The 7,720-nt window shown below is 59.3% G+C and carries 6 protein-coding genes; all 6 read right to left on the bottom strand.

The window, feature by feature from the left end; genetic code table 11:
• Positions 1-47: 47 nt before the first annotated feature.
• Positions 48-2,465, bottom strand: coding sequence for an aerobic carbon-monoxide dehydrogenase large subunit (locus ACR0AD_RS13735; RefSeq protein WP_480487921.1), 2,418 nt, complete (start codon positions 2,463-2,465; stop codon positions 48-50).
• On the bottom strand, positions 2,462-2,956 hold the full coding sequence (locus ACR0AD_RS13740; protein WP_480482631.1) for a (2Fe-2S)-binding protein: 495 nt from the start codon (positions 2,954-2,956) through the stop codon (positions 2,462-2,464). Before ACR0AD_RS13740 ends, ACR0AD_RS13735 begins: the two co-directional genes overlap by 4 nt.
• A gap of 14 nt (positions 2,957-2,970) precedes the next feature.
• Positions 2,971-3,804 (bottom strand): FAD binding domain-containing protein, encoded by an 834-nt coding sequence (locus tag ACR0AD_RS13745; RefSeq protein WP_480482629.1) that lies wholly within the window; start codon positions 3,802-3,804, stop codon positions 2,971-2,973.
• Positions 3,805-3,943: 139 nt separating this feature from the next.
• Positions 3,944-5,032, bottom strand: coding sequence for an MHYT domain-containing protein (locus ACR0AD_RS13750; RefSeq protein ID WP_480482627.1), 1,089 nt, complete (start codon positions 5,030-5,032; stop codon positions 3,944-3,946).
• Between the two features lie 85 nt (positions 5,033-5,117).
• Positions 5,118-6,611: a heme biosynthesis HemY N-terminal domain-containing protein gene (locus tag ACR0AD_RS13755; RefSeq protein WP_480487923.1), complete on the bottom strand. Its 1,494-nt coding sequence runs from the start codon at positions 6,609-6,611 to the stop codon at positions 5,118-5,120.
• Between the two features lie 10 nt (positions 6,612-6,621).
• A partial coding sequence (locus ACR0AD_RS13760) for a COG4223 family protein (protein WP_480487924.1) occupies positions 6,622-7,720 on the bottom strand: 1,099 nt, incomplete at its 5' end.

The raw sequence follows: 7,720 nt of genomic DNA on the forward strand, positions 1-7,720 counted from the left end.
AGAGCCCCCTCCGTCGGTCGGACCGGCAACAGCCGGTCCGATACCAATCACCCATGCATCCCCAGACCATTGGCAATCTTCCAAATCCGCCAGTGATCGTGCGGCATATGGCTCTGCACCAACCCAAAAGGCCGGAACGCGTCATGCACTGCGTTCGAGAACGCAGGCACACCGCCGACATTCGGGCTTTCCCCCACACCCTTTGCGCCAATCGGATGGTGCGGGGATGGGGTCACCGTATGGTCAGTGGTATAGTTCGGCGTCTCCCACGCGGTTGGCAGGAAAAAGTCCATCAGCGTACCGGTTTTCACATTGCCCATGTCATCATAGGCAATCTCCTGACCCATCGCGATGGCCAGTGCCTCGGTCACACCCCCATGGACCTGCCCCTCGATGATCATCGGGTTGATCCGAGTACCGCAGTCATCCAGCGCATAGAACTGCCGGACTTCCCATTCACCAGTATCCACGTCAATCTCCATGACACAGATATAGGCTCCGAACGGATAAGTCATATTGGGCGGGTCATAGTAACTGACGGCCTCCAGACCCGGCTCCAGCCCAGGAATGGCCTGATTATAGGCGGCGAATGCGATTTCCTTCATGGTCTTGAACCGCTCCGGCGCGCCTTTGACAGCAAAGCGATCCACGTCCCATTCGACGTCATTGTCGTGTACCTCCAGCAGATAGGCCGCGATCATCTGGGCTTTTGCCCGAATTTTGCGGGCCGCCATTGCCGTGGCCGCGCCAGCGACCGGAGTGGACCGGGATCCATAGGTCCCAAGCCCGTAAGGCGCGGTATCCGTGTCACCCTCTTCCAGCGTGATGTCATCGGCGGGCAGGCCGATTTCACTGGCGATGATCTGGGCAAAGGTTGTGGCATGGCCCTGCCCTTGACTGATCGTCCCCAGCCGCGCGATCGCTGATCCGGTCGGATGAATGCGAATCTCGCAGCTGTCGAACATCCCCAGCCCGAGGATATCGCAGTTCTTCACCGGTCCGGCTCCGACGATTTCCGTGAAATGCGTCAGGCCGATGCCCAGCAGCTTGCGCGTTTTTCCGTCCTTGAAATCCGCGATCCGCTGCGCCTGTTCCGCCCGCAGACCCTCATAGTTCACAGCCTTCAGCGCTTTGTCCCAGGCCGTGTGATAATCGCCCGAGTCATATTCCCAGCCCAGCGCGGATTGATAGGGAAACTGATCTGCCTTGATGAAGTTGATCCGACGCAACTCGGCCGCGTCCATGTTCAGCTTGATGGCCAGAACCTCGATCATGCGTTCGATGAAATAGGCGGCTTCGGTTACGCGGAAGGAACAGCGATAGGCCACACCGCCCGGCGCCTTGTTGGTATAGACGCCATCCACCGCCAAATAGGCAGTCGGGATGTCATAAGACCCGGTGCAGATATTCATGAACCCGGCAGGGAATTTGGTCGGGTCGGCACACGCGTCGAAACCGCCGTGATCTGCCGTGGTATGACACCACAATCCAGTGATCTTTCCATCCTTGGTGGCGGCAATCTTCCCCTGCATCCAGTAGTCGCGCGCAAAGGCAGTGGACATCAGGTTTTCCATCCGGTCCTCGACCCATTTCACCGGCTTGCCGGTAACGATCGAGGCCACCACCGAGCACACATAGCCTGCGTAGGCCCCCACCTTGTTGCCAAACCCACCACCGATATCGGGGCTGATCACGCGGATATTATGCTCGGCCAACCCCGAAATCAGCGACACAACCGTGCGGATCGCGTGCGGAGCCTGGAACGTCCCGTACAGAGTCAGCTTGCCAGTCACCTTGTCCATCGACGCCACGCAACCGCAGGTCTCAAGCGGGCACGGGTGGGTGCGGTGGTAATAGATCATCTCTTCGGCGACCACGTCTGCCTCGGCCAGCACAGCTTCGGTCGCGTCCTTGTCGCCCTGTTCCCACGTAAAGATGTGGTTGTGATGTTTGCGCGGACCATGTGCGCCTTCGGTCTGACCTTCCAGGTCTTCGCGGAGCACCACGTTCGACTTCAACGAGTCGAACGGGTCCGTGATGACAGGAAGCTCTTCGTATTCGACCTCGACCAGTTCAACGGCATCCGCCGCGACATAGCGGTCTTCGGCCACGACATAGGCAACTTCCTGGCCCTGAAACAACACCTTGCCATCGGCCAGCACCATCTGCTTGTCACCGGCCAGTGTCGGCATCCAGTGCAATCCCAAAGGCGACAGGTCTTCGGCGGTCAAAACGGCGATCACGCCGGGCAGTGCCAAGGCCGCCTCTTTGTTCACGCTGATGACGCGGGCATGTGCGTAGGGGGAGCGCACAAAATCGCCAAACAGCATCCCGTCCAACTTGATGTCATCAACGTAATTACCCTTGCCTTGAGTGAAACGCACGTCCTCGACGCGCTTTCGGGCGCAGCCCATACCTTTGAGGTTGGCAGCGCGTTCTTCGGGGGTCAGAGTCTGGTCGGTCATTCCGCGGCCTCCTTCTGTGCATTGAGCAAATCAGCCGAGGCCGAGATCGCTTTGACGATATTCTGGTATCCCGTGCAGCGGCACAGGTTTCCGGCCATGCCGAAACGGATTTCCTCCTCGGTCGGGTTCGGATTCTCCTGCAACAGACGATGCGCCCGGGTGATCATGCCCGGCGTGCAGAACCCACATTGCAGCCCGTGATGTTCGCGAAACATTTCCTGCAACACTCCAAGGCTGCCATCATCATTGGTCAGGCCTTCAACGGTTGTGATCTCAGCACCGTTTACCTGCGCTACAAAGGCGGTGCAGGATTTGACCGACTTGCCGTCGATATCCACGGTGCAGGCACCGCAGTGGCTGGTTTCACACCCGATATGTGGGCCGGTGATTTTCAGGTCTTCCCGCAGGAAGTGGATCAGCAGCGTGCGCGGCTCGGCCAGATCTTCAACCTGCTTGCCGTTTACGGTCAGTTTGACATGCATTTTCGACATTGGTTCCCTCTCCCTCAGCCCGCGCGGCTTTGCGCACGGTCGATGGCGCGGCGCAGCACCACGGCTGCCACGTGTTTCTTGAATTCGACGGGGCCGCGGTTGTCAGCGACCGGATCGATTGCGTCTAGCATTGCGGCAACGCACCCTTCGACATCACCCCCGGCCAGCGCGGTGCTGGACTCATCCGACCAGATGGGCGTGTCGGCCAGATTGGTCATCGCAACCGAGGCCTGACCGTTGCCAACCATCACAGCCGCGGCGGCGGTCGCATAATCTCCTATCTTGCGCTTTTGCTTTTGATAGGCCTGCCCCACGCCTGCACCCGGTACAGGGATCGAAATCCGGGTCAGGATTTCTTCGTCTTCGCGGGCGGTGAAATACGCGGCCTCATAAAAATCACGCGCGGCAACTGTCCGGTTCCCGTCCGGGCCGGACAACTCGAACGCGGCGTTCAAGCATTGCATCAGACCCGGCATGTCATTGCCCGGGTCACCATTGGCTACATTGCCACCGACAGTGCCCATGTACCGCACTTGCGGATCCGCAATCTGAAGCGCCGCCTCGCGGATCAACGGAATGGCTTCGGCCAGACCGCTGTGGGTGATCAGCTCGTGCTGCGTGACCATCGCACCCAAAGTAACGGTGTCAGGCCCGACCTCTATCCCCTTGAGTTCTTCAATGGCCTGAAGATCGACCAGATGACCCATCTCGGCCATGCGAAGCTTCATCATCGGGATCAGGCTATGCCCGCCCGCGATCACGCGCGCCTCGTCGCCATATTCCTGTAGAATGCCGATGGCCGAGGCAATGTCGCCTGGCCGGTGATACTCAAAGCCGGCTGGTATCATGTTTTTCCTCCCTGGGTCCGGGCGATATGCCTTGGGGGACCTGAGGTAAGGAAAGAACGGCGGATTTAACTGATCCAGTTAAGGAAAACGGAGCGCGCGGCTTGTTTCACGAAATGCGAAAGAACTGCACGAGTTGCGCCTAGACCCCCAGTGCCTCGCGAATATCTGTCAGGCGGGACCGGCTGACCGGCACCTTGCTCAGCGCGTCAACACCATCGAAATAACAGGTGCCGTTGTCCTTGTGACGTTCAAATCGCGAGACGTGTTTCGGGTTCACCAGATAACTGCGATGCGCCCGCAGGAACCCTTCGGGCAAAAGCCGCGTTTCCGCATCGGTGATCGACCAGGGGCAGAACAGTTTCTCTGCATCCATATAGAGTACCGTGTAATGCCCTTCGGCCCGAATTGCGGCGATCCGCGCGGGATGCGCAAAAAAAGTCTGGCCTTCGCGCTCATACGGAACACCAGCGCGCATTGGGGTGGGTTCCGACACAGGTCCTGAGGCAGGTGCAGTCACGGGCTTTGGCTCTATGAACGTAATACCGGTCAACAGGAAAGCACCACAGATCAGAAAGACGGATACCGTCACCCCCATTGCCAAAACCTGATTATCCAGCGCTGGACCCGCCCCGCCGAGGCTGTCGCTCGCGACGAAATCAGTCAGGCCCGTGGCAACAAAATGCATGGTGAACACCGCCAGCCCGAAACAAACCGTGCCAAGCAGGATGTTCCGTTGTGTCCGGTTGCCATAAGCCACCCAAATTGCAGCCACCGACAAGATTACTGATGCCAGTGCTGACAGAGCAACATCGAAAATGTCATAGACGGGGCGGCAAAGCTGCATACCAGCCATCCCGACAAAGTGCATCGCGACGATGCCCAGCCCGACAATCACACCAGATCCGATCATCGTCTGAACCGAGCGAGGCCGGAAATGCAGCAGCAGCAACGCCAGCCCGACCATCAGGATCGCGACCAGTGCCGACATCAGAGTGATCAGGGCATCATAGTAGAACAGGATTGGCAGTTGCAGCCCCAGCATCGCTACGAAATGCATCGACCAGATGCCGCCGCCCAGAATGACAGCGGCCAATGCCACCACGAACTTGCGCTGCTGGCTATCCAGCCTTGACGCGCCATGCGTCAGGTACAGACCCGTGAACCCGGCCATGAGCGCCACGGCAAGCGAAGCCACCACCAACCAAGTGTTGTGAGAGTAGTCCAGCATTTGGATTTGAACGCCCTCCCCGACGCGAGGATGACGTTAGCAAACCGAATTGATTGCGACAATTCACAGTTAGCAACAGCAGGGCTCAGACCTGTTTCTGAGCCTCTGCATCGTCCGCGACCTCTACGGCATCCACCGTGGCTTCAACCACGTCATCGTCTTCCGCAGGCTCGACTGTTTCGGGTTCTTCGGTCTGGTTCTCAAGTGCGCCGACGATCAGGGGCAACATGTGAACCCCGGTTGCTGTTGCAATCTCGGGTGTCTGTGGTGTCTGCCAGCTGAGCGTATCGAAGCTGTGGCAGTTCTGACAGACAGGTCCCCATTCGGGTTGAATGTCATGACAGTTGTCGCACACCCATTGCGGGCCGCGCGGCGCGTTCAGCGCCTTGGCAAGCCAACCTTGGACAACGGCATCCGTGGCACCCTCGCCGCGCTCAACAGCAGCCATCAATGTATAGGCGCGCGCATCACCCCGTTTTTCGACAACATCACCCAGGGCACGGCGGGCTTCGGGAAAGTCTTCGGCCACAATGTTCAGCTCGGCCAGGATCAAACGAGTTTCCATGTTTTCAGGATGAATGCGGGTCAGTGCCGTGAATCGTCTGACCCGTTGTTCCGGGGTTTCATCCGGCGCGATCTCGGCAAAGGCATGGGCCAGATCCGGATGTGGGCGAACCTCCCACGCTTTTTTCAGGATCTTTGTCGCCGCCCGCGACTTACCCTTGGCGATATACGCGCGGGCCGCCATGGCGGCGGCAGGCACCAGATCGGGCGACAGGCGATTGGCTTCGATCGCGCGCTCCTGTTGCTCGACAGTTGCGCCTTCATCTAGGATTCCCTTGGCTTCGGACAGCGCCAGAACCGCATCACGGCGTTTGAAGACGTCGCGCGGCAGATACCCTGCTTTCAACTTGGAAGTCAGCGTCGACCGGGCACCGGCCCAATCCTGCGCCTTGGTCTGCAAATTCAGCAGAACATCCTGTGTCTCTTCGTGACGCGGTTTGATGGCCAGTGCCTTTTCGGCCAGCTTGCGGGCGGTTTCATCATCTCCCTCGGCCAGCTTCTGTTTCATGATACCGCGCACCCCGACAAATCGGGTCGCACTGTTTGTCACCAGTTTCTTGTAGGTGTCCGAAGCTTTCTTGGTGTCACCCGTCATCTCGGCAGCCTGCGCCACCAGAAGATCCGTCAGTTCCGGCTTGTTCAACAGCTTTTCGGCTTTACTGGCCTTGGTCATGGCAATGCGCCCCTCGCCCGAGGCCAACGCCATCAACCCATCGGCCAGCGCCTGATAGCCGCGCTGTTCCCGACTGCGATCGAAATACCGCGACAAGGCGGTTTCGTCGCCGTTAAGGAATTTGAGTGTCGCAACCAACAGGCTGAGCAGTTTGAAGAACAGCCAGACCGCAAGCACCAGAACACCCAATGCAATCACCGACTGAAGCGGCCCAAGGGTGAATTCCGTGCCCGCGACGGTGATCTGCACCCCACCGCTGGTTTGCATCAGGAAGTGACCGCCCAGCGCCAGCAGGCCGATAATCGCAACAAAAACGAGGATCTTAAACAATGACCACAGCATGGCAGGTCCTTCAGTTCGAGTTCAGGCTGGAAGCCAGCGTATTCACGGAGTCAACGGCGGCGGCTCGTGTCCCGGCCGCCTGCTCCCAATCGGCCATCGCAGCCTGCGCCACTTCGGGAAGTGATTTCAGTTCATTCAAAGCTTTGGTCAGGTCGCCATCTGCCAGCGCAGCCTGCGCGCGCGACAGAACAGCGTCTGGACCATCACCTTCCTGAGGCGTGACGGAACGGGCGCCCGTTTGACGTTGCAGGAAGGCGACCAAACCCGTTCCTTTGTCAGCCTCGCGCGCCTCGGCCAATGCATTTCGCGCAGCAGGCTCGAACGACGCCCGAAGCGCGGTCAGAGTTGCCACGCCTTTTTCCGACGGGCCGGACAGGGCGTCCGGCACATTCACGCCGCCTGCCTTCAATTCAGCAACCAATTCCGAAAAAGGCTGGCCGGTGTCCAGCTGCCCACGCAGACGCGCCAGAATGGCAGCATTCGTTGCGGCTTGTGCTTCTGCCGAGGCTTTCGCTTCAAGAGCCTGAGCGTCCGAAACCATTTTTTCGACTTCAGCCCGTTGAGCGGCCAGCGAGTCCTGAAGTTTCTTCAGTTCCGCCTCAAACGCGGCGGTTGCCTCGGGTGAAGCCGTGGAGGCAATCGGGGCTTTTTCCAGCGCGGCGATCCGGTCCGTCAATGGCGCGACCTCACCGGACAGCGCATCAACCGAGGATTTTACCGTGCTCAGGTCGCCTTCAACCGGTGTCAGCTTGTCCGACAATGCTTTGATCTGATCTGCCAGTCCAGACACATCAGGGCCGTTTGCAAGCGCCTGTGACAGCTTGGCGATCTGGTCCGATTGTTCTGTCAGCTTTGCTTCCAGCGCCGCCAGCGCCCCCGAGTTGTCCGGGCCGGTTGGCAACAGCCCTCCATTGCCCAGCGCGAAACCTGCAACGGCAGCCAGCGCCCCACCCAACAGGGCCGGAACGAAACCGCCGCGTTTTTCGACTACGCGTTCGACGGTCTTTTCATCGACCGGGGCTTCGGCTTCGGCTTCGGCTTCGGCTTCGGCTTCGGCTTCGGCTTCGGCTTCGGCTTCGGCTTCGGCTTCGGCTTCGGCTTCGGCTTCG

It is taken from the genome of Ruegeria sp. BH8 (assembly GCF_056538065.1).